The sequence below is a fragment of the Rhizobium sp. NPDC092011 genome (genome assembly GCF_044756305.1).
Classification (GTDB): Bacteria; Pseudomonadota; Alphaproteobacteria; order Rhizobiales; family Rhizobiaceae; genus Rhizobium.
In genome coordinates, this window is the sequence record NZ_JBIVSO010000003.1 from 155,886 (window position 1) to 177,532 (window position 21,647).

The window sequence follows — 21,647 nt, forward strand, 5'->3', positions numbered from 1 at the left end:
GTACAGGGACAACCCGCGAGGAAATATCAGAGCATTTCCAGTCGAAGCGGGATCGCTTCGGCGTCGGACAATGCGGAAAAACAAACGGCTATAGCAACGACAGTTGAACGCCGCTGCCGTCAGGGGGCACGAACAGGTCGTCGCGCAATGCGATGTTGCGCCGGGTCAGCTCAAGCCGCCGCGTCGCCATTTCGAAGCGCCGGCTGATCTGCCAGGCATAGGGACCGGCACCCTTCATGCGCTTGCCGAAATCGGCGTCGTAATCCTTGCCGCCGCGCATCGAGCGGATCAGCGACATGACATGCCGATAACGGTCCGGATAATGCTGCAGCAGCCAGTCGCGAAACAGCGGGCTTACCTCCAGCGGCAGCCGCAGGATGACATAGCTTGCCTCCAGCGCGCCGGCCGCCTTGCCGGCATCGAGAATACGCTCGATCTCATGATCGTTGATGGCGGGGATGATCGGCGCCACCATGACAGATGTACGGATGCCGGCTTGGCTCAGCGCCTGGATCGCCTCCAGCCGCCTCGTCGGCGTGGCTGCACGCGGTTCCATGGTACGCGCCAGCTTCCGGTCGAGCGTCGTCACGGAAAGGCTGACGCGAACCAGGTTCTTGGCAGCCATTTCCTTCAGAATGTCGATATCGCGCATGATCAGCGCTGATTTGGTGACGATGGCGACCGGATGGTTGGCCTTGTTCAGCACTTCTAGGATCTGGCGCATGATCCGCCATTCCTTCTCGATAGGCTGGTAGGGATCGGTATTGGTGCCGATGGCGATGACGCGCGGCTTGTAGCTTGGCTTTGCCAGTTCCCGCTCCAACAGTTTCGCCGCATCCGGTTTGGCAAACAGCTTCGCTTCGAAATCCAGCCCCGCAGAGAGGCCCATATAGGCATGTGTAGGACGTGCAAAGCAGTAGATGCAGCCATGTTCGCAGCCGCGATAGGGATTGATGGAGCGATCGAAGGGAATATCGGGGGATTCGTTGCGGGTGATGGCCGTGCGCGGCTTTTCCACCTGCACTTCGGTCTTGAAGGGTGGAAGCTCTTCCAGGGTCTGCCAGCCGTCGTCGAAACTCTCGCGCTGCTGCTTCTCGAAGCGTCCGCTCGGGTTCAGACCCGCGCCGCGCCCACGCCGGCGCTCGACGTCAACCCTGAGACCGGCGTCGGCGATCAGGGCATTGGCAATGTCTGGCGTATTGGCAGGCGCAAAAGCGGCCTGCCCTGCAAGGGACTGCTCGTTCATCGGTAGCTCCAGGGCGGTTCATGGCGCCGCATGCCGCGTCTAAGATGATTAAATTCCTATCCGACAAATGAGAACATTGCAAGAACAAAAATCGCGAGCCGCTATCTTCATCCCCGCCGTTCCCGGTGAGCGGCGACAGCGGCTGCAACATTCGGAAGCCCCTGCATCGTGCTTTTCTTAAACGTTCAAGCGTGAAGGTTAGGCGCTGGCAATAAATTGAGCGCCGCTCTATAAATGGGCAATGTTGACGGTGATTATCGAATGCCAGGATCAGGAACCCGAGCTGGCGCAGACATTGGCGGCGTTGGTGCAGGGGGCGATCGAAGGCCTCGTCTGCGATGTCGTCGTGCTCGACCACGGCTCGCAGGACGGTACCTCGCGGGTGGCGGACGCCGCCGGTTGCCGCTTCCATTCGCAGTGGGATATCAAGGACATATTGCGCGCGGCGCGGGGTGAATGGCTGTTGCTGATCGAACCCGGCGCGCGCCCGCAGGCGGGCTGGATTGATGAGATCGCGGAATATGTCTCACTGAACAAAGTTCCGGCGCGCTTTACCGCCTCGCGCGGTTATCGCCGGCCGTTCCTGCAGCGCGTAGGCCGCAGCATGCCTCCCCTTGAGCTGGGATGGCTCCTGTCTAAGCCACAGGCGATTGCGGCCGCCAGAACGGGCATGCGGCTGGCGGAATTCGCCAAAGGCCAGAAGGGCCGCAAGCTTTCGAGCGAGCTTATTCCATCATGGGTTGCGCGGGCGGCACGATAAAGCTCGCCATTCGAGATTCCATTTGTAAACCTGAAAATAGCTGCGATAATTCGTTGTATGGCGGCACCTTTCGCGTGTCGCGTTGGGCGGCCGACCATAATGATGCCGATATACGGCGGAACAGGCTAGCGGAACTCTCCTTTTCCGCCGGGATACCGGCGAAAGGAGGTGCGTTATGAAACGCACATTGCTCACACGCCTCTCGGTAATAGCCCTCGTGGCAACCGCAATCTTTTATCCCGGCGTAGCTGCTTCCCAGGCGATGCTGGCATGTGCCAAGCGAGTCGACCTCGTCGGCTTCCTCAGTGACCACCTCTCCGAAAAGCTTTCAGCCGTCGGCAAGCTCGACCCGAGCACGATCGTTGAAGTTTACAGCGCTGACAGTGGCAACTGGACGCTCATGCTCAGCGACGTTTCCGGTCGCAGCTGCATTATTCTCAGTGGCGAAAGCTGGGAATCAATTCCTGTTTTGCCGGGGCAGAAAACCTGACGCCCAAACAGGCAATGCGAACAGGCAAAGCCTATTTGGAACCGGCACCGCGCCTCAGATGCTCGTCTAGGCGCGGCATGATCTCAACGAAGTTACAGGGCATGTGGCGATAGTCGAGCTGGGCTTTCAGGATGCCGTCCCAGGCATCCTTGCAGGCACCGGGAGAGCCGGGCAACACGAAGATGAAGGTTGCGTTGGCAACGCCGCCGGTTGCGCGTGACTGGATCGTCGCCGTACCGATCTTGTCGTAGGAAATACGGTGGAAGACCTCGGAAAAGCCGTCCATCCGCTTTTCGAACAATGGTTCGAGCGCCTCCGGCGTCACGTCGCGGCCGGTAAAGCCGGTGCCGCCCGTGGTAATCACGACATCCACTGCGTCGTCCTTTGTCCAGGTCTCCACCTGCGCGCGGATGCGTTCCTTGTCATCGGGAACGATGGCGCGAGCGGCAAGCCTGTGGCCGGCGTCCGCGATGCGGGCGACCAGCGTATCGCCTGACTTGTCGTCGGCGAGCGTCCGCGTATCGGACACGGTCAGCACGGCGATACCGACAGGGATGAAGGATCTCTCGTTGACTGCGCCTGCCATTACACCCCTCCTGCGATCGTCTCGGTCGCCTGGAAATACCAGTCGGGCCTTAGTCTGTGAAGCGTGGCGGCTGCAGTCTTCGCCTGGTCGACATCGGCAAAGATGCCGAAACATGTCGCACCGGAGCCGGACATGCGCGTCACGATCGCAGACTGGCTCTCGATCAGGCCGGATAGCGCCGCGATCTCACCGCATATGGTGCGCGCCGGCGGTTCGAGATCATTGCGCAGGGTCTTGATCGTGTCGATCCATTCGCTCTGTCCCTGCGGCATTTGCGATGGAAACAGAAGCGGGGGATTATCCTTGCGGGAGAGCTGGCGGAATACCTCCGGCGTCGACACCCCGACAAGTGGATTGCCGAGAACCATGGGAAAGGCCGGAAAGGCCGGTAACAATTCAATCGCCTCGCCGATGCCGCGCGCCACCAGTGGCCGGCTGGCAAGGCACATCGGCACATCGGCGCCGAGCTTCAAGGCGATGGCTTTGATGGTTTCCTGCGGCAGGGTGAGATGCCATAATCGCATCAGCCCGCGTAAGGTTGCTGCCGCATCTGCCGAGCCGCCGCCGATACCCGAGGCGATCGGCAGGTTCTTTTCCAGATGGATGTGAACTGCGGGGGCTTCGCGGCCGACAGACTCCGCCGCCTGTCGCAGCAGGTCGCGCGCCTTGAGCACAAGGTTGTCGCCGGCCTCGGCATCCGCTGAAAGCAGCGGACCAAAGCGCCCTGACAGGCTGAATTCGTCATGCTCGCTCGCCCGGAAGCCAAGCTGATCGCCATGACGAGCGAAGCTCACCAGCATATCGAGGAGATGATAACCGTCGGCGCGACGGCCGGTGACATGCAGCGCAAGATTGATCTTTGCGGGCGCTTCCTCCGTGAGGTCGAAATCGCCCGCTGCCAAGATCGCGTTCATGGGAAGTCTTCTTAGGACTTCTTATCGACTGGAGCCGGGGCGCCCGAATCCGGAGTTGGCGCCGGTGCCGGATCGGGCTGCTTGCTCTTGTCGACGGTCTTCGGATCGGTGTCGAGAGCAGGCAGACCCTTCTCGACCTTTTCCTTGATCTTCGGAATATCGGCTTCTTCCGGCTTCGACGCGAGCGCACGATTCCACTGGTAGACAGCTTCCAGCTTGCGGTTGACGCGCCAGTAGGCGTCGCCGAGGTGATCGTTGATCGTCGGGTCCCCGGCCTTGAGCTGCGCGGCCCGCTCGAGTTCGTTCACGGCATCGTCGAAGCGGTTGAGGCGGAAATAGGCCCAGCCGAGGGAGTCGACGATGTAGCCGTCATCCGGCTTCAGATCGACAGCCTTCCGGATCATGTCGAGACCCTGGTCGAGGTTCATGTTCATGTCGACCCAGGAGTAGCCGAGATAATTCAGCACCTGCGGCTGGTCCGGGTTCAGCTCCAGAGCCTTTTTGAAGTTCGGTTCGGCTTCCGGCCACTTCTTCAGCCGCTCATAGGCAATACCGCGCTGGAAGAACACCGCCCAGTCGCTGCGCTTCGGCACCGGCCCGATGATCTGCACGGCCTTGTCGTATGTGTCGGCCATGGCCTGGAAGTCCTTCGCATCGGAAAGGACGCTGCCATAGGCAAGGTAGCTGCGGATATCGTTGGGATCGGAATCGATCAGCGCCTTCAAGTGCTTGCGCGCATCGTCGACCTTGCCGGCCTGGGCAAGCGCGAGGCCAAGCTGCAGCTCGGAGATGCGGGACATCGGCGAATTGTCAGGCACCTTCTTGTAGAAGGCGATAGCGCGGTCGGTCTGATCCTGCTTTTCAGCGAGCCCGCCGAGAAGCACCAGCGTATCGGCAGCCTTGGGATCGAGCGAGTTGGCAATCTGCAGATAGAGCGAGACGACATCTTCGGCGCCGTCGCGGTTCAGTGCAGCGCCGACGGTGAAGAGCACGGCGGCCGCGCCTTCGCCGGCATTGGTCACCTGCTGCTCGGGCGTATCGCCCTTGCTGATGCTGTCGCGCAGAGCGTTGAGCGGGGCATAGTTGCTGACGAGGTTGTCGCCGACCGAAATCGCATCGAGCGCCTTCTGTTTGTCGCCAGCCTTGGCTTCAAGACGTGCAAGCGCCATGACGGCGCGCATGAAGGTGTCCGGGGCCGTCGCGCCGCCCGTCTTGTCGAGGATGGCGTCGTTGAGGTGCGAGCGAGCGGACTTGATATCGCCGATCGACAGGGCGATGGCGCCGGCATGATAGTTCTTGAAGATGTTGAACCAGTCCGGTCCCTTCATCTTGTCGACCATCGAGATCGCTTCCTTGCCGCGGCCGGAGCCGGCGCGCGCCCAGGCGGAGAGCAGGTTGGTCATCATCCGGTCGAGATCGTTCGGACCGTTATACTTGAGGATTTCCTGCGCGGACCGGTATTCGTGGCGGCGGATGGCATCCATGCCGCGAACGATCGTGGTGACGCGCTCGACGGAGGGGTCGTTCTTCAGCTCGTTGGCGTATTTCACGCCTTCTTCGAGATTGCCGTTGAGCAGCAGCGAAATCATCAAACGCTGGCGGATTTCCGGATTGCCCGGGTCGATCATCAGCGCCTTCTTGTAAAGCGCGATGGCGGTGTCATAGTCGTGATCGACATCAGCGGTGCGGGCGGCAAGGAAGGCGCCGGCGAAGGTATCGACATTATCCGGATCGAAGGCGACCGGGGCGGTGACTTCCGCCTTTGCCGGCTTGTCCTCAGCCCGCGCGACACTCAGGGCGGACACCGAAAGGACCGCCGCCAAGGCTACGCTCGAGAGGAAACGGATGGCAAGTCTCTGCCGCATTAGAAAGCCTTTCATCGAGGGACGGCCAGCGAAGTCGCCGGCGGCATAAAGCGTTCGTGTCAACTGATTCACAACAGGATGGCTTTTTTGAAGCGGCCCTGCAACAAATTCGGTCCGCCGCTATCAATTAACGCGTTCGATGCAGAAATCGATCACTTCCAGAAGTGCCGATTTCCAGGGCGTTTCGGGGAGCGGCGCCAGAGCGTCGCGGGCGATGGTGCCGTAGTGGATGGCACGGGCAATCGTGTCGGCAAGCGCGCCATATTTCGTGATCAGGCCCAGGGCCTTTTCGAGATTTTCGTCGCTGTTGTTGCCGGTCTCGATGGCGTCACGCCAGAAGGCGCGCTCCTTCTCGGTGCCGCGGCGATATGCGAGGATGACCGGAAGCGTGATCTTGCCCTCGCGGAAATCATCGCCGACATTCTTGCCGAGATCGGCAGCCTTGCCGCCGTAGTCGAGCGCATCGTCGACGAGCTGGAAAGCGAGGCCGAGATTGGTGCCGTAAGATTTCAGCGCATTGCGCTCGGCCTTGCCGGCATTGGCGACGATCGGGCCGACTTCTGCTGCAGCTGCGAAAAGCGCGGCCGTCTTGGCGCGGATGACCGAAAGATAATCGTCTTCGGTCGTTTCCATGTTCTTGGAAACGGAGAGCTGCAGCACTTCGCCTTCGGCAATGACGCAGGCGGCCGACGACAAGACGTCGAGTGCTTCGAGCGAGCCGACTTCCACCATCATGCGGAAGGCCTGGCCAAGCAGGAAGTCGCCGACGAGCACGCTTGCCTGGTTGCCCCAGATCATGCGGGCGGTGGATCTGCCGCGACGCAGGTCGCTTTCGTCCACCACATCGTCATGCAGCAAGGTGGCCGTATGCAGGAATTCGACCGAGGTCGCGAGCTTGATGTGATTGTCGCCCTGATAGTTGTAGAGCGCTGCCGATGCGATCGTCAGCATCGGCCGCAAGCGCTTGCCGCCGGAGGAGATGAGATGCTCCGCAACCTCGGGGATCATCTGCACATCCGAGCCGGCCTTGGACAGGATGAGCTGATTGACGCGTTCCATATCCGCCTTGGTCAGATCCACCAAAGGCTTGATGGATGCCAGTTTATTCTTGCTTTCTTCCAGCGGTATCACGACGCCCAACGATCCGGACTCCTGTTCATTTTCTGCAAAGCACAATAAGAAGGGGCGAAACAAGCGGCAAGAGGCGAATTGTCTCGTCGCGTAAATTTGACAGGAATTCTAGGGCTTATGCACGAACTGATCCGTACCAACGATCCCGTCCTGCTCTCGTTTGCGCAGAGTCTGATGAAGGACGCCGGGATTCATTGCTTCGTTGCGGATCAGGCCATGAGCATCCTGGAAGGCTCGCTCGGCATGCTGCCGCGCCGTTTTCTGGTGGAGGAGGAGCGTGCCGATCAGGCCCGGCGGATCCTCGTCGATGCCGGCCTCGGCGACGAGCTTCGCCCGGCGCGCGGCTGAGGTTCGCCATGGCCGAAAGTCCTTCCGAAACCATCGATGCCTTCCATCGCGGCGCATTTCATATTGTCCAGCCAAAGGGCAGGGGGCATCGCTCAGGCATGGATGCCATGCTGTTGGCCGCGCTCGTCGCCGACGATCGCATGATCCGGGTCGCCGATCTCGGCGCTGGTGCCGGTGCGGCCGGAATGGCCGTCGCTTCGCGGCTCGACCGGGCCGAGGTGGTGCTGTTCGAGCGCTCGCCCGATATGGCCGAATTCGCCCGTAAGAGCCTGCTGCTGCCGGAAAATGCACGTTTTGCGGCTCGCGTCTCGGTGATCGAGGCCGACGTGACGCTCATCGGCAAGGCCCGTAACGAAGCGGGTCTCGCCGACGACAGCTTCCATCATGTCATCATGAATCCGCCCTTCAACGATGCCAGCGACCGTCTGACACCCGATGCGCTGAAAGCAGAGGCGCATGCCATGACGGAAGGGCTGTTCGAGCGTTGGATACGCACGGCAGGCGCCATCATGATATCAGGTGGCCAGCTGTCGCTGATCGCGCGGCCCGAATCCGTCGGCGAGATCATTGCTGCCTGCGGCCGTCGCTTCGGCGGCATCGAGATCACGCCGATCCATCCGCGCGAAGGCGAAAATGCCGTGCGCATCCTGGTAACGGCAATCAAGGGATCAAGGGCTAGGTTGGCGCTGCGAACGCCCCTGACCATGCACGGCGAGGGTACGCATAAATTCACCGATTTCGTCGACGATATGAACAATGGCCGCGCCCCATATCCGCGTCGATAGACCCTCGTTCGTATTGATCGGCCAAGGAAATAAGACCCGCAATGTTGCGTTTGCCGTTTCCATGCATACATCACCGGGCAGCAAACATCATGATTCAGGGATGACGAATGGTTGAGTTCTTGAGACGCATGCTTCCGAAGCGCTTCCGCAAGGAACGGGTGATCATACCCGTGGTCCGGCTGAGCGGCGTCATCTCGTCCGGCGGCGGCCCGCTGCGGCAATCGCTTAATCTGGCGGGTGTGGCGCAGGCCTTGGAAAAAGCCTTCGAGATGAAGGCGGCTCCGGCTGTCGCCATCGTCGTCAATTCGCCGGGCGGCTCTCCGGTGCAATCGCGCATGATCTACAATCGCATTCGCGATCTGGCGTCCGAGAAAAACAAGAGAGTTCTGGTGTTCGTCGAGGATGTTGCTGCCTCAGGCGGCTACATGATCGCGCTTGCCGGCGATGAGATCATCGCCGACGCCACCTCCATCGTCGGTTCGATCGGCGTCGTCTCCGGCGGCTTCGGCTTTCCCGAACTGCTGAAGAAGATCGGGGTCGAGCGCCGCGTCTATACCGCCGGCGAGAACAAGGCGATCCTCGATCCTTTCCAGCCGGAGAAGGAAAAGGACATCGAGTATCTGAAAAGCCTACAGCTCGAGATCCACAAGGTCTTCATCGATATGGTGCTGGAGCGGCGCACCGGAAAGCTCTCGGCGGACGGAACGGTGTTCTCCGGCCTGTTCTGGACGGGCAGCCGCGGGCTGGAGCTTGGCCTCATCGATGGTCTCGGCGACATGCGCCAGGAGCTGAGGAAACGCTTCGGCGACAAGGTCAAGCTTGCGCTGGTCACCACGCCTCGCAGCCTTTTCGGTCGCAAGGCTCCGGGCATTTCGCTGGGCAGCATGGACGGCCTTGGCGCTGGCCTTGCAGCCGGGCTTGCCGAAGCGGCAGAGGAAAAGGCATTGTGGGGCCGGTACGGATTGTAATCGGGAGCGCTGGGTAATGTCCCGGATCATCTTCTTCATCGTCGTCATCGGCGGCATCTGGTTCTTGTATCGGCGCTTCGTTCGCGATGCCCAACGGCTCGCCGAAAAATCCCGCCGCGCCGAAACGGAGCGGCGCACCGGCGCGATGGGAACGCTGATCAAGGATCCGAAGACCGGAGAATACCGGGTGAAGCGCGACGACGAATAGCATCCGCGTGTCTCGGTGAGGCAAGCCGGATAGCGGTTTACGCTGCAAAGCCTTGACCCGTTCGCCTCGCCGTGGCACCTGTCCGCCAAACAATTCGCCAGCAGAAGAAATCAGCTCCCATGACTGCCAACGTGCCCGACCACATGAACCCGAAGCGCTCCTTTCAGGCGCTGATCCTGACGCTGCACAATTACTGGGCCGACAAGGGTTGCGCGGTTCTGCAGCCCTACGACATGGAAGTCGGCGCCGGCACGTTCCATCCGGCCACCACGCTGCGCTCTCTCGGCCCCAAGCCGTGGCGGGCCGCCTATGTCCAGCCGTCGCGCCGCCCGTCCGACGGCCGCTATGGCGAAAACCCGAACCGCTTGCAGCACTACTATCAGTACCAGGTCATCCTGAAGCCCAATCCTCCGAACCTGCAGGAGCTATATCTCGGCTCGCTGAAGGCGATCGGCCTCGATCCGCTTCTGCATGATATCCGTTTCGTCGAGGACGACTGGGAAAGCCCGACGCTCGGCGCATGGGGCCTCGGCTGGGAATGCTGGTGCGACGGCATGGAAGTCTCGCAGTTCACTTATTTCCAGCAGGTCTGCGGCATTGAATGCGCGCCGGTTGCCGGCGAGCTGACCTACGGCCTGGAGCGTCTTGCGACCTATGTGCAGGGCGTCGATAGCGTCTATGACCTGAATTTCAACGGCCTCGAAGGCGAAGACAAGATCACCTATGGCGATGTCTTCCTGCAGGCCGAGCAGGAATATTCCCGGCATAATTTCGAATATGCCAATACCGAGATGCTGCATCGTCACTTCATCGATGCGGAGAAGGAATGCCAGGCATTGCTGGCAGCCGGCGCCCCCGGCGACAGCGAAAACCACCGCCTGCACAAATGCGTCTTCCCGGCCTACGACCAGTGCATCAAGGCGAGCCATGTCTTCAACCTGCTCGATGCCCGCGGCGTCATTTCGGTGACGGAACGCCAGAGCTATATTCTGCGCGTACGCACGCTGGCCAAGGCTTGTGGCGAGGCCTTCCTGCTGACCGATGCAGGCGGCGCCAACTGGAACCAGCAGGCCGCCTGAGCCTGAATTTGGGTTGGAGCGCGTGAGAGGCGTGCTCCCAGAACAAATTTCGGTCGGCGCTCAATGTCTTTGAATCTGCGCATTAGGCCTTCCGAAAATCGATTCCGATTTTCGGGCCGATGCTGTAGTGTCCCCATGGTTGCAGTCGCCACGGGGATATCAGATGCTCATTCTTCTCGCAGTCATAGTGCTGGCCGCGCTCTATGTCGTCTTCATCTACAACGGGCTCGTTCGCGCCCGCCAGGTTGCTGAGGAGGCATGGTCCGGCATCGACGTGCAGTTGAAGCGACGCGCCGATCTCATTCCCAATCTGGTCGAGACGGTCAAAGGTTATGCCGGCCATGAGAACAAGACGCTGGTCGAAGTCACCCAGGCGCGCAATGCGGCACAGGCCGTGCCGGCGGGCGATGTAGCGGGCCGTGCTGCGGCCGAAGGCATTCTCAGCCAGGCGCTCGGCCGTCTGATGGTCGTTTCCGAAGCCTATCCGGACCTGAAGGCGAATACGGGCTTCGTCGAGCTCCAACAATCGCTGGAGAAGACGGAAAACGAGATCCAGATGTCGCGTCGCTATTACAACGGCGCCGCACGCGATCTGAACGTCAAGGTCGAGACCTTCCCGAACAACCTCATTGCCGGCCCCTTCGGCTTCGTGAAGAAAGCCTATTTCGAAATCACCAACGAAGCGGATCGTGCCGTTCCCACGGTAAAGTTCTGAGATTTTTGCTATCGGTTTTTCATGCGAGGCGGTAAAGGATGCCGACCGACGGCCATCGGCCGTTTTCCCGACCTGAGCAATTCCAGGAAAAGTGCGTCGCGGTTTTCCCTATGGAATTGCGTAAAAACAAAAAGATTGAGCCTTTTCGCGATTCGAAGAAGCACGGAAAGGCTCTGACCAAAGAGAATGATGATGGGTAGAGCCAAACTCACGATTATCCCGCCGGGCAAGCCTCTGACCGGGCGCGCCATGCCGCCGGGATCGAAGTCGATCACCAACCGCGCACTGCTGCTGGCAGGCCTTGCCAAGGGCACGAGCCGGCTGACAGGCGCGCTGAAGAGCGACGATACCCGCTATATGGCCGAAGCGCTGCGCGCCATGGGCGTGACGATCGATGAGCCTGACGATACCACCTTCATCGTGACAGGCAGCGGCAAGCTGAAGGCGCCCGCAGCTCCTCTCTTTCTCGGCAATGCCGGAACGGCGACACGCTTCCTGACGGCTGCTGCCGCCCTGGTCGAAGGCAAGGTCATCGTCGATGGCGACGAGCATATGCGCAAGCGGCCGATCGGCCCGCTCGTCGACGCGCTGCGTTCGCTAGGCATCGACGCTTCGGCCGAAACCGGCTGCCCGCCCGTGACCGTCAATGGCACCGGTCGTTTCGAGGCAAACCGCGTGCAGATCGATGGCGGCCTTTCCAGCCAGTATGTCTCGGCGCTGTTGATGATGGCGGCCGGCGGCGACCGTGCTGTCGATGTCGAGCTGCTCGGCGAGCATATCGGCGCCCTCGGCTATATCGATCTGACGGTTGCGGCCATGCGTGCTTTCGGCGCCAAGGTCGAGCGCGTGAGCCCCGTCGCCTGGCGCGTCGAGCCCACCGGCTATCATGCCGCCGATTTCCTGATCGAGCCGGATGCCTCTGCCGCGACCTATCTCTGGGCAGCTGAAGTGCTTGGTGGCGGCAAGATCGATCTTGGCACCCCGGCCGAACAGTTCTCTCAGCCGGATGCGAAAGCTTATGATCTGATTTCCAAGTTCCCGCATCTTCCGGCCGTCATCGACGGCTCGCAGATGCAGGATGCTATCCCGACGCTTGCCGTCCTTGCCGCCTTCAACGAAACGCCGGTGCGCTTCGTCGGCATCGAGAACCTGCGCGTCAAGGAATGCGACCGTATCCGCGCACTGTCGAGCGGCCTGTCGCGCATCGTTCCGAACCTCGGCACGGAAGAGGGCGACGATCTGATCGTCGCATCCGATCCGAGCCTCGCCGGCAAGGTGCTGCCTGCGGAGATCGATAGTTTCGCCGATCACCGCATTGCCATGAGCTTTGCGCTCGCCGGCCTGAAGATCGGTGGCATCACCATTCTCGATCCCGATTGCGTCGCCAAGACCTTCCCGTCCTATTGGAACGTGCTGGCTTCGCTCGGGGTCTCTTACGAAGATTGACGCTCCGCCATTCCGAGGGATGGTGGGGTGCGGAAGCATTGTTGATGCAAGGCGGCGCCGGCAACGGCGCCGCGGCCATTCTTTGGGGGAGTGATGACACGGCTTTGCGGGTTCTTCCTGGCTCTCTGCCTGCTGCTTTGCGCAACGGCTGTCACCGCGGCCGAACTCATCACCAAATTCGATCAGGCGATTACCCTGCATCGCGACGGCTCCATGCGGGTGGTCGAGACCATTGCTGTCAATTCGGAAGGCCAAGACATCAGACGCGGTATTTTCCGCGATTTTCCGCTTGTTATGACCGATGCCGGCGGCCGGGAGATCCAGGTGGATTTCAAGGTCGTGTCCGTCGAACGCGACGACCAGCCGGAGGATTGGCGCACTGAGCGCATCAGGGGCGGCGAGCGCATATATATCGGCAATGCCGAGCGGGTCTTGAAACCCGGCCCGCATAGCTTTCGCATCACCTACGACACCAATCGTCAGATGCGCTATTTCGACGATCACGACGAGCTCTATTGGAACGTGACCGGCAATGGCTGGCTGTTCCCGATCATCAACGCCAGGGCAACCGTCACATTGCCTGACGGCGTGCGCCCGCAACAGCTTGCTTTCTTCACCGGGCCGCTCGGTGCCAACGGCAAGAGTGCCAGCGCCAGCGCGGACGGCAATGTAGCTACCTTTACGACAACCCGGCCGCTCGCAAGCGCCGAAGGTCTGACAATCGCCATCAAGCTTGCAAAAGGGGCGATTGCGCCGCCAAGCAGCAGCCAGCAATGGGGCTGGTTCCTCAGGGATCATCTCGACACGACGATCGCTATCGGCGGCCTGATCCTGCTGTTTGTCTATTACATGCGCAGCTGGATTGCGGTTGGCCGCGACCCGCCGGCCGGCGTGATGGTCCCGCGCTGGGATCCGCCTGGAGGCATTTCACCGGCGCTGGTCAATTATATCGACAACAAAGGTTTTGCCAGCTCCAGCTGGACGGCATTCTCGGCAACGGCGATCGATCTTGCGGTGCGCGGCTATGTCATTCTCGACGATCTCTCGGGAAAGGTGGTCATCCGCCCCACGGGTAAGGCTGGCACTGATCTGGGCGGTGGCGACAAGGTGCTGATGCAGGCCGTCGGGCCATTCTCTCCACTTGTCATCGACAAGGCGAACGGCGAGGCGGTGCAGCGGCTCGGCTCGAAATTCCGCAGCGCCATCGAGCGCGATCATCGCGGCGAATACTACAAGGCGAATTCGCTCTATGTGATTGCCGGTATTGCCCTTTCTGTTCTGGTTCTGGCTGCGATCGTCATCTTCGGCCGTCTGCACGAGAATGCGTTGCCGCTGATCGTCGTGCCCGGTTTCCTGTCGATTTTCGTGACGATCTTTGCGAGCTCGATCGGCCGCAGGTTCCGCAGGCATAATGCGAGCCTCGCCCAGCGCATTGTTTCGGTTCTGATCTTCGCCTTCTTCGGCTTCGTCTTCGTCTCGATTGCCGTTAGCGGTTTTGCCGCCGCGGTCGTGCCGCTCTGGGAGGCAGGTCTGTTGCCGCTGGTCGCAGGCATCGTCGGCATTTTCGCGCTCAACGTCGTCTTCTATTTCCTGATGGGCGCGCCGACGCCGCTCGGGCGTAAGATGATGGATGGCATTGCCGGTCTCAGACAATATCTGACGCTGGCGGAGCGCGACCGGATGAACATGCAGGGCGCACCACAGATGTCGCCAGGGCATTTCGAAACGCTGCTACCCTATGCGGTAGCACTCGGCGTTGAAAAACCATGGTCCAGCGCCTTCGAGACATGGCTTGCCACGGCAGCGGGGGCAACAGCGGCAGCAGCCTATGCGCCGCTCTGGTATTCCGGCGACTTCCGTCCGGGCAACATTGGCGGAACGATCGGCGACTTCTCCTCCTCGATGGCTTCCACCATCGCCTCGACCATTCCTGCGCCTGCCTCCAGCTCTTCCTCCGCTTTCGGTAATGGAGGAAGCGGCAGCGGTAGCGGTGGCTTCTCCGGAGGCGGTGGCGGCGGTGGAGGCGGTGGAGGGTGGTAAATTCGCCGTTTGCCTTGGTGACTTTTGTCGCCGGGCTTGCTAAGTCCGCCCGGACCATTTCTGCCTCAACGCAAAGACAGCTCCCATGCCCGATCTCCTTCTCGAACTCCGCTCCGAGGAAATTCCCGCCCGTATGCAGCGCAAGGCTGCCGGTGACCTGAAGAAGCTGGTGACCGATGCCCTGGTCGAAGCGGGTCTTTCCTATGAGGGGGCCAGGGAATATTGGACGCCGCGGCGCCTCACGCTCGACATTCGCGGTCTGACCGCGCGCTCGGCCGATGTGCGCGAAGAGCGCAAGGGTCCGCGCACCGATGCCAACGAGAAGGCGATCGAAGGCTTTTTGCGTGGCGCAGGCCTTTCTTCGATTTCAGAAGCTCAGGTGCAGAGTGACCCGAAGAAGGGCGATTTCTACGTTGCCGTGATTTCCAAGCCCGGTCGCGCCGCAGAGGAAATCGTTGCGGCCGTGATGCCCGACATCATAAGAAACTTCCCCTGGGCGAAATCCATGCGCTGGGGCAAGGCATCGGTAAAGCCCGGCTCGCTGCGTTGGGTGCGCCCGCTGCAGTCGATCGTCTGCACCTTCGGCACCGAGCATGAAGAGACCGTGGTCATCCCCTTCGAGATTGACGGTATCGTTGCTTCCAACGTGACCTATGGCCATCGTTTTCATGCGCCAGGCCCGATTACGGTCAAGCGTTTCGATGACTATGTCTCGAGCCTCGAAAAGGCCAATGTCATCCTGGATGCGGAGCGCCGCAAGGACATCATCCTGCACGATGCCCGCGACATCGCCTTTGCCAATGGCCTGGAACTGGTCGAGGACGAAGGCTTGCTGGAAGAAGTATCCGGCCTCGTCGAGTGGCCGCAGGTGCTGATGGGCTCCTTCGAGGAAGACTATCTGTCGATCCCGTCCGAGATCATCCGCCTGACCATCAAGACCAATCAGAAGTGTTTCGTCACCCGTCCGCAGGCAGGCGAGACGCTATCCAACCGCTTCATTCTCGTCGCCAATATCCAGGCGACGGACGGCGGCAAGGAAATCATCCACGGCAACGGCAAGGTCGTACGTGCCCGTCTGTCCGACGCGCTGCACTTCTGGAAGCGCGACCAGGGCAATCTGCCCGATCTCGAAACGCTGGAAGCCTCGGCTAAAAAATTTGGTCTCGATCTGAAGAAACCGCTCGATCAGCGCATGGCCAAGCTCGACGCATTGAACGTCACTTTCCATGCCAAGCTCGGCAGCCAGGGCGAGCGCGTTGCCCGCATCCGTGCGCTGGCCGCTGACCTAGCCAAGATTACCGGCGCCGATGCCGCTCTGGTCGATCGCGCCGTTGTGCTGGCCAAGGCTGACCTTCGCACAGAAGCCGTTGGCGAGTTCCCCGAGTTGCAGGGCCTCATGGGTCGCAAATATGCGGCACTGCAGGGCGAGAACGCCTCGGTCGCCGCCGCTATCGAGGATCACTACAAGCCGCAAGGCCCGTCCGACCGCGTCCCCGAAGACAAGGTTGCGATCACGGTCGCGCTCGCCGACAAGCTGGATACGCTCGTTGGCTTCTGGGCGATCGACGAAAAGCCCACAGGCTCGAAGGACCCCTACGCGTTGCGCCGTGCCGCGCTTGGCGTCGTCCGCATCCTTCTGGAGCGCGGCGTGCGCCTGCCGCTGCTCGCAACCACCAGGGATGCCGACCTGCTCGCTTTCTTCCATGATCGTCTCAAGGTTTATCTCCGCGATCTTGGCGCCCGCCACGACCTGATCGACGCCGTGCTGACGCCGGAGACCGACGATCTGCTGATGGTCGCCCGCCGCGTCGAGGCGCTGACCGCCTTCATCACGTCAGAGGATGGCAAAAACCTGCTCGCCGGCACCAAGCGCGCCACGCAGCTTCTCGCCGCCGAAGAGAAGAAGGGCACCGTCGTTGCCGATAGCGTTTCGGACGCCCTGCTGAAGCTCGATGCGGAAAAGGATCTCTTCGCTGCCGTGAAGGCAGCCTCCGCTGAGGCTTCCGACGCAATTGCCAAGGAAGATTTCCGCTCGGCCATGGCAGCGCTTTCCAAGCTGCGCGCGCCCGTCGATCGCTTCTTCGAGGACGTGCTCGTCAACGATGAAGACGCCGCCATCCGCGCCAATCGCCTGGCGCTGCTGCGCCTGATCCGCGAGGCAACCGGCACGGTCGCCGACTTCTCCAAGATCGCGGGATAAGACATGGGGGCGCGATGACCGGAAAGATTCTCGTCAGCGCCTGTCTCATGGGCCATGCCGTCCGCTATGACGGCCGTTCCAAGCCGCTTATCCATCCGGCGATCGATCGCTGGCGGGAGGAGGGGCTGTTGGTGACGATCTGCCCGGAAATGTCCGCAGGGATGGCCGTACCGAGGCCACCGGCTGAGATTGCAGGCGGCGCAACCGGCAAGGATGTGCTTGCCGGCACGGCAACGGTCATGGAGATCACTGGCGGCGATGTCACGGCGGAGTTTCGTCGGGCAGCGGAAAATGCGTTGGCGCTCGCACAGGAAACCGGCTGTCGCTACGCTCTCTTGATCGACGGCAGCCCGTCCTGCGGCTCCGGCTTCATCTATGACGGCTCATTCTCCGGCGGCCGGCAGAATGGCATGGGCGTCACGGCTGCACTGCTCAAGCAGGCCGGCATCGAGGTTTATTCCGATCGCGAGATCGACAGCCTGGTCGCGCGGCTGAAAATCGCAGACTAAAGCAGCCAATCGCAGCTCAAAAGAAAACCGCCGGACGCGAGCCCGGCGGTTTCGGTTTTCTGCCCTACGCTGATTAGGCGGCGCGACGATGATCCATGGCCGAGCGGCCTTCGGCAACGCGGAAGCCGCGGATGAGGGCGAGAAGATCTTCCGTGTCGGCGGCGAGCGTCTCGGCCGATGCGGTGGTCTCTTCGGCCATTGCGGCGTTCTGCTGCGTGGCGGCATCGAGCTGGTTCATCGAAGAGGAGATCGAGCGCAGCGTCGTATCCTGCTCGGAAGCGCTGTGGGCGATCTTCGAGACGATCTCGTTGGCGGCCTTGATCTGGTCGGAGATGCGCTTCAGCGCTTCGCCTGCCTCGCCGACGAGACGGACGCCTTGGTCGACCTGGCCGGAGGAGCGAGCGATCTGATCCTTGATCTCCTTGGCGGCTGCCGCAGAGCGCTGGGCCAGTTCACGCACTTCCTGGGCGACGACAGCAAAGCCCTTGCCCGATTCGCCGGCTCTGGCGGCCTCGACGCCGGCATTGAGCGCAAGCAGGTTGGTCTGGAAGGCGATCTCGTCGATGACGCCGATGATCTTGCCGATTTCAGAGGAAGATCTTTCGATGCCGCTCATGGCTTCGATTGCCTGGGCAACGACTGCGTCGCTACGCGAGGCCTCGGTGCTGACTGAGTGAACGCGCTTGCTGGCCTCATGTGCGCCCTCCGCCGTCTGGCGGACGGCAACGGTGAGCTCATCGAGTGCTGCCGAGGTCTCTTCCAGGCTGGCGGCCTGGCGTTCGGTGCGCTGCGATAGTTCGTTGGAGGCGCGGCGGATTTCTTCCTTGCTGAGGCCGATGTCGTTGCCCTTGGCATTGACGCGACCCATTGCGGCTTCGAGATGCGACAGCGCCTCGTTGAAGTTGTTGCGAAGGCCGGCATAGCTGGCGCCGAGATCGCCGCAACGCACCGTCAGATCGCCGCGGGCGAGGTCTTCCAGCGCCTTGCCGATGACGGAGACGACGCGCGCCTGCTCGCGGGCTTCGTCCTGCTGCTGGCGCATGTTCTGTTCGCGCTCGCTGCTGATTTCGAGTTCCTGGGCTGCCTGTCGGTCGGCCAGCATGTGGCGTTCGCGGATCTTTTCCTGCAACGCCTGGGTCGCCTTGGCCATAAGGCCGATTTCGTTGCGCATCTCGACGTGTGGGATTGTGATCTTCACGTCTTCGTCGGCTACGGCCTTGAGGGCGGCGTGGACATTGGCGAGTGGTCGGGTGATCCCGCGGATGCAATAGAGAGCCGCACCGATGCCGATGACGAAGACGATGCCGCAGATGAGCAAGGCGCGCCACATGGTCGTGTTGATCTGCTCCTGCAGGTCATCCATGTAGACGCCGCAGCCGAGCACGATCTGCCAGGGGTCGAAAGCGGCCGAGTAGCTGCCCTTCAGAAAGAAGTCGCTTTCGGGATGGCCGGGCTTGTTCCAATAATAGATGGTGCGGCCGCCACCCTTGATGGCCTTCTCGACCATTTCCTTGCTGAAATGGGTGCCGTTCTTGTCGACCTGCGAGGACATGTCCTTGCCGATGTTGACCGGGCTCGGGTGAATGCGCTGCACGACGTTGTAGTCGAAACCGAAGAGATAGCCCGCCGGTGCGAAGCTGACATGCGACAAGACCTTGAAGGCCTCGGCCTGGGCCGCCTCATGCGTCAGCTCGCCGGATTTTTCGCGCTGATAATACTGGTTCAAAACGGAAACGCCGGATTCGACCTGCGTGCGCAGCATATCGAAGCGGTCGTCATAGATGGAATCGGCCTGAGACTTGATCTGAAAATAAGTGGCCACGGCGAAGGCGGCCATTAGGACGCCGAGCAGGGCAAATAGTTGATGCGCGATCTTGAGATTCTTCAATAGTGCCTCCACAGGTAACTGGGTACCGGTGCGGTATCCTACCGCCTGTGCGAGCGCCTGAGAGAGACCCAATACGTTTGCCGCTGCTTGAATGACATGCTGCTGTCCGGTGGACAGTAAAATCGCCGTTTATGTCTAAAAAATCTTTAATTGCAGGGACATGGTTGTATCTTACCCTAGATGAAACCGGGGATATGCTCCTGCAGGCAACAGTAATATCCGGTTTGAGTTGTCGCCAATGGCAGCTTTTACTGGAACCACGGATCTTTTATTTTGATAATTCGAATGTTCTTAAATGTAGATTCGCATAATAACCGAGAATCTTGAACTCGCGGCGCAAGTCGTGAGGAGGCAGAGCAGTAAATCCAGCTCTTACTGACGAAGCTCGAAGGTAGAGATATCAAGACGTGCGGGTTCGTGAGCCGTCGCCAACAGCGATGCCGTCTTGGCCGTGAGGTCAATACCGTCAGGAGAGGTGCCGGCAGCAGCCAGCGCTTCCGGGGTAGGTTTGCTGACGAACATCACCGGGGAGCCGCCCATCCAGGCCTCGGTGCGCACGACCCTCTTTTCGCCGTCGATCGTCTGAATGGCAACCGATTGAGTGCCGGGCGCGAGGGTCGGGACGGTGTATTCCTTTTCCCTCTCCTGCGGCTTGAGGGGAGGGCACTCTGCGCAGCTCTTCTCGACGATGCTGGTTTTGTCGCCGCGCATCGTGCCGTCGATGGACTGGATGGACGAAGCCATGGCCGAACCACCGGCCAGCACGCATGCCAAGGTCAGGAAGAAGGAACGCATCGCAAACAACTCCATCCAAAGCATGTCGCGCAAAAGTGTGGGCGGTTTTGCGATAATGACATGCGTGAAATCAAAGACCTGAGGCGTGGAGCGCGAATCCCGGAGATCGCGACACGCTTCAGATTGAAGGAGACTTTAGCGAAGCTTTGTTTCCATACCGTCAGGAGATTAGGTAAAGATTTAATGGACTGCCGGCTGAGGCATCGGCCGTTTGTTTACCCTTCGCGCTCGACTGCACGCCAGCCGATGTCGTTGCGGTGAAAGCCGTTTTCCCATTCCACGTCACCGGCAAGCGCATAGGCGCGCTTCTGTGCCTCGCCGACAGTCTTGCCAGTCGCGGTGACGTTGAGAACGCGGCCGCCGGTCGCCACCAGCGCTCCATCCTTCAAGGCTGTGCCGGCATGAAACACCTTCGATCCCTCGCTGTCGGCGGGGAGTACCGCAATCGGCGTATTCTTGGCGTAGGAGCCGGGATAGCCTTTGGAGGCCATGACCACGGTCAGTGCCGGGTCGTCGCTCCACTCGGCGCTCACCTGATCGAGCGTACCGTTGGCGCAGGCAAAGAGCAGCGGCAGCAGATCGCTCTTCAGCCGCATCATCAGCACCTGGCATTCCGGATCACCGAAGCGGACATTGTATTCGATGAGTTCCGGACCCTTGGCGGTGATCATCAACCCCGCAAAGAAGACGCCACTGAAGGGATGGCCACTTTCCGCCATGCCACGCATTGTCGGCTCGATGATTTCCTTCATCGTGCGCTCGACCATGTCCGGCGTCATGACCGGAGCCGGGGAGTAGGCGCCCATGCCGCCCGTGTTCGGGCCTGTGTCGCCGTCGCCGACGCGCTTGTGGTCCTGTGCGGTGGCCAGCGCCAGAGCATGATTGCCGTCGCAGAGGCAGAAGAAACTTGCCTCCTCGCCATCGAGATAGGCTTCGATCACGACTTCCGCACCGGCCTCGCCAAATGCACCTTCGAAGCAATCGTCGATGGCCGCCAATGCTTCGTCGACCGTCATGGCAACAGTCACGCCCTTGCCGGCGGCAAGCCCGTCGGCCTTGACGACGATCGGCGCACCCTGCGCACGAACATAGGCCTTCGCCTTCGGCGCGTTGTTGAAGCGCTGATAGGCCCCGGTCGGGATGTCGTAGCGGGCGCAGATATCCTTGGTGAAGCCCTTGGATCCCTCGAGCTGTGCCGCCGCTGCCGAAGGGCCGAATACGGCGATGCCAGCGGCGCGCAGCGCGTCGGCAATACCCGCAACCAGCGGCGCTTCCGGCCCGACAACCACGAAGTCGATGGCTTTCTCCTTGCAGAAGGCGACGACAGCATCGTGATTGTCGATATCGAGTGCCGCCAGCGTCGCATGCTCGGCGATGCCGGGATTGCCAGGCGCGGCGTAGAACTCCGTCATGAGAGGCGATTGCGCCAGTTTCCAGGCCAGTGCGTGCTCGCGTCCGCCCGATCCGATCAACAGAACTCTCATGGCTTGCCCTTTCGTTGCGTTCCTTTGCGCGGTTAAGCGGGCGTGGCCCAAAGGTCAAGCATCAAATCCTGTGGAGGTTCCGCGACCAACATTGCCACGCCTTTTTCTATCGCTAAAGCGAGATGCGATTTCGACGCGAGATCGTCCGATCCCTGCGTGGATCGGCACGATCCGCGTCGAAAACTGTTTC

Annotated in this window: 20 protein-coding genes; 12 read left to right on the forward strand and 8 right to left on the reverse strand. The window is 61.0% G+C overall.

Going from position 1 to position 21,647, the window contains the following annotated elements; translation table 11 throughout:
- Nucleotides 1-88: 88 nt before the first annotated feature.
- Nucleotides 89-1,246, reverse strand: coding sequence for a PA0069 family radical SAM protein (locus ACIQJ2_RS15965; protein ID WP_400667588.1), 1,158 nt, complete (start codon nt 1,244-1,246; stop codon nt 89-91).
- 241 nt (nt 1,247-1,487) lie between these two features.
- Here ACIQJ2_RS15965 and ACIQJ2_RS15970 point away from each other — a divergent pair, with 241 nt between their 5' ends.
- Both ACIQJ2_RS15970 and ACIQJ2_RS15975 read left to right on the forward strand, forming a co-directional pair.
- On the forward strand, nt 1,488-2,006 hold the full coding sequence (locus ACIQJ2_RS15970; RefSeq protein WP_400667586.1) for a glycosyltransferase family 2 protein: 519 nt from the start codon (nt 1,488-1,490) through the stop codon (nt 2,004-2,006).
- Between the two features lie 175 nt (nt 2,007-2,181).
- Nucleotides 2,182-2,496 (forward strand): hypothetical protein, encoded by a 315-nt coding sequence (locus tag ACIQJ2_RS15975; RefSeq protein ID WP_199145538.1) that lies wholly within the window; start codon nt 2,182-2,184, stop codon nt 2,494-2,496.
- A 31-nt stretch (nt 2,497-2,527) separates the two neighbouring features.
- Here ACIQJ2_RS15975 and moaB read toward each other — a convergent pair whose 3' ends face one another.
- The 4 genes from moaB to ACIQJ2_RS15995 all read right to left on the reverse strand — a co-directional run bounded on the left by moaB (nt 2,528) and on the right by ACIQJ2_RS15995 (nt 7,001).
- Nucleotides 2,528-3,082 carry a molybdenum cofactor biosynthesis protein B gene (gene moaB / locus ACIQJ2_RS15980; protein ID WP_199145537.1) on the reverse strand — a complete coding sequence of 185 codons (555 nt, stop codon included), beginning with the start codon at nt 3,080-3,082 and terminating at the stop codon, nt 2,528-2,530.
- Complete coding sequence (locus tag ACIQJ2_RS15985) at nt 3,082-3,996, reverse strand: 4-(cytidine 5'-diphospho)-2-C-methyl-D-erythritol kinase (protein WP_199145536.1); 915 nt, start codon at nt 3,994-3,996, stop codon at nt 3,082-3,084. Before ACIQJ2_RS15985 ends, moaB begins: the two co-directional genes overlap by 1 nt.
- Before the next feature lie 11 nt (nt 3,997-4,007).
- Nucleotides 4,008-5,861 (reverse strand): tetratricopeptide repeat protein, encoded by a 1,854-nt coding sequence (locus tag ACIQJ2_RS15990; RefSeq protein ID WP_199145573.1) that lies wholly within the window; start codon nt 5,859-5,861, stop codon nt 4,008-4,010.
- Between the two features lie 123 nt (nt 5,862-5,984).
- Nucleotides 5,985-7,001, reverse strand: a complete 1,017-nt coding sequence (locus ACIQJ2_RS15995; protein ID WP_199145534.1) for a polyprenyl synthetase family protein — start codon at nt 6,999-7,001, stop codon at nt 5,985-5,987.
- 108 nt (nt 7,002-7,109) lie between these two features.
- On the opposite strand from ACIQJ2_RS15995, the gene ACIQJ2_RS16000 reads away from it, so the two are divergent.
- The 10 genes from ACIQJ2_RS16000 (at nt 7,110) to ACIQJ2_RS16045 (ending at nt 17,290) form a co-directional block, all read left to right on the forward strand.
- Complete coding sequence (locus ACIQJ2_RS16000; RefSeq protein ID WP_199097047.1) at nt 7,110-7,340, forward strand: DUF2007 domain-containing protein; 231 nt, start codon at nt 7,110-7,112, stop codon at nt 7,338-7,340.
- An 8-nt stretch (nt 7,341-7,348) separates the two neighbouring features.
- A complete protein-coding gene (locus ACIQJ2_RS16005) occupies nt 7,349-8,125 on the forward strand; it encodes a tRNA1(Val) (adenine(37)-N6)-methyltransferase (protein ID WP_400667582.1) in 777 nt (258 codons plus the stop codon).
- A 107-nt stretch (nt 8,126-8,232) separates the two neighbouring features.
- Nucleotides 8,233-9,093: a S49 family peptidase gene (locus ACIQJ2_RS16010; protein ID WP_199145530.1), complete on the forward strand. Its 861-nt coding sequence runs from the start codon at nt 8,233-8,235 to the stop codon at nt 9,091-9,093.
- A 16-nt stretch (nt 9,094-9,109) separates the two neighbouring features.
- Nucleotides 9,110-9,301: a hypothetical protein gene (locus ACIQJ2_RS16015; protein WP_199145529.1), complete on the forward strand. Its 192-nt coding sequence runs from the start codon at nt 9,110-9,112 to the stop codon at nt 9,299-9,301.
- A gap of 119 nt (nt 9,302-9,420) precedes the next feature.
- The gene (locus tag ACIQJ2_RS16020) at nt 9,421-10,380 is read left to right on the forward strand and encodes a glycine--tRNA ligase subunit alpha (protein WP_106996775.1); all 960 of its coding nucleotides are present in this window, start codon (nt 9,421-9,423) and stop codon (nt 10,378-10,380) included.
- 163 nt (nt 10,381-10,543) lie between these two features.
- Nucleotides 10,544-11,095, forward strand: a complete 552-nt coding sequence (locus tag ACIQJ2_RS16025) for a LemA family protein (protein WP_400667579.1) — start codon at nt 10,544-10,546, stop codon at nt 11,093-11,095.
- A gap of 189 nt (nt 11,096-11,284) precedes the next feature.
- The gene (locus tag ACIQJ2_RS16030; protein WP_199145571.1) at nt 11,285-12,541 is read left to right on the forward strand and encodes a 3-phosphoshikimate 1-carboxyvinyltransferase; all 1,257 of its coding nucleotides are present in this window, start codon (nt 11,285-11,287) and stop codon (nt 12,539-12,541) included.
- A 93-nt stretch (nt 12,542-12,634) separates the two neighbouring features.
- Nucleotides 12,635-14,581 carry a DUF2207 domain-containing protein gene (locus ACIQJ2_RS16035; RefSeq protein WP_400667577.1) on the forward strand — a complete coding sequence of 649 codons (1,947 nt, stop codon included), beginning with the start codon at nt 12,635-12,637 and terminating at the stop codon, nt 14,579-14,581.
- An 85-nt stretch (nt 14,582-14,666) separates the two neighbouring features.
- Nucleotides 14,667-16,781, forward strand: a complete 2,115-nt coding sequence (gene glyS / locus ACIQJ2_RS16040) for a glycine--tRNA ligase subunit beta (protein ID WP_400667575.1) — start codon at nt 14,667-14,669, stop codon at nt 16,779-16,781.
- 14 nt (nt 16,782-16,795) lie between these two features.
- Nucleotides 16,796-17,290 carry a DUF523 domain-containing protein gene (locus tag ACIQJ2_RS16045; protein WP_400667573.1) on the forward strand — a complete coding sequence of 165 codons (495 nt, stop codon included), beginning with the start codon at nt 16,796-16,798 and terminating at the stop codon, nt 17,288-17,290.
- 73 nt (nt 17,291-17,363) lie between these two features.
- Here ACIQJ2_RS16045 and ACIQJ2_RS16050 read toward each other — a convergent pair whose 3' ends face one another.
- From ACIQJ2_RS16050 to purD, 3 genes are all read right to left on the reverse strand, one after another.
- The gene (locus ACIQJ2_RS16050; protein ID WP_400667571.1) at nt 17,364-19,178 is read right to left on the reverse strand and encodes a methyl-accepting chemotaxis protein; all 1,815 of its coding nucleotides are present in this window, start codon (nt 19,176-19,178) and stop codon (nt 17,364-17,366) included.
- Between the two features lie 372 nt (nt 19,179-19,550).
- Nucleotides 19,551-19,973 (reverse strand): plant virulence effector HPE1-like domain-containing protein, encoded by a 423-nt coding sequence (locus tag ACIQJ2_RS16055; protein WP_400667569.1) that lies wholly within the window; start codon nt 19,971-19,973, stop codon nt 19,551-19,553.
- A 215-nt stretch (nt 19,974-20,188) separates the two neighbouring features.
- Entirely contained in the window at nt 20,189-21,457 is a 1,269-nt protein-coding gene (purD, locus tag ACIQJ2_RS16060) for a phosphoribosylamine--glycine ligase (RefSeq protein WP_400667567.1), read from the reverse strand.
- Nucleotides 21,458-21,647: the final 190 nt, after the last annotated feature.